Below are 534 nucleotides of genomic sequence, written 5' to 3' on the forward strand. Positions count from 1 at the left end.
ATTTTCTGTTTCTCGCTGTTGGCGAATTGACGGAAGTGATCTAGCACTTCCGCTTCCACGTTGGCGGTAGCATTCTCCGTGCCAGTCCGCTTCGGTGCAGCGCTGGTAGCTGATGGAGGCTTCGCCGAGGCAGACTTGTCCGCGTCAGGAGCGGCGCTGGCAGCTGTAGCTGAAGGGGCAGGTTGCGATGCGGTACTATCTTTAGGTGGTGCCGCCGTAGAAGGCGTTGTATCCTTGGGCACCTGTTTCACAGCGCTAGCGGAGGAACTTGGGGCTGCAGCAGCTTGAGCGGCGGCCTGTCGACGAGCTGGCGGTGTGTACTTGTTTGGCTGCCCAGAGACAAGGGGTGGGAAGTTTCTCTCGTCACGTCGGACACCACTGTATTTGTCTTCCTCGTCACCACCATCTCCTGGCACTGTTAATCCTCGTTCTTCCCTCATATGCGCATTGTCAACGTCGGTGGTCTCAATTTCACGTGCAATACGAGCGGCTTCCGCTTCCTTCTGCTTGTAAGTCGGGTCGGAACGGTCAATC

Annotated in this window: 1 pseudogene; it reads right to left on the minus strand. The window is 57.1% G+C overall.

Features of this window, described 5'->3' with window-relative positions:
• Positions 1 to 534: pseudogene (locus tag IE142_RS40370) on the minus strand (hypothetical protein); the annotation flags it as partial.

The organism is Streptomyces mutabilis (assembly GCF_014649815.1).
Taxonomy (GTDB): domain Bacteria; phylum Actinomycetota; class Actinomycetes; order Streptomycetales; family Streptomycetaceae; genus Streptomyces; species Streptomyces mutabilis.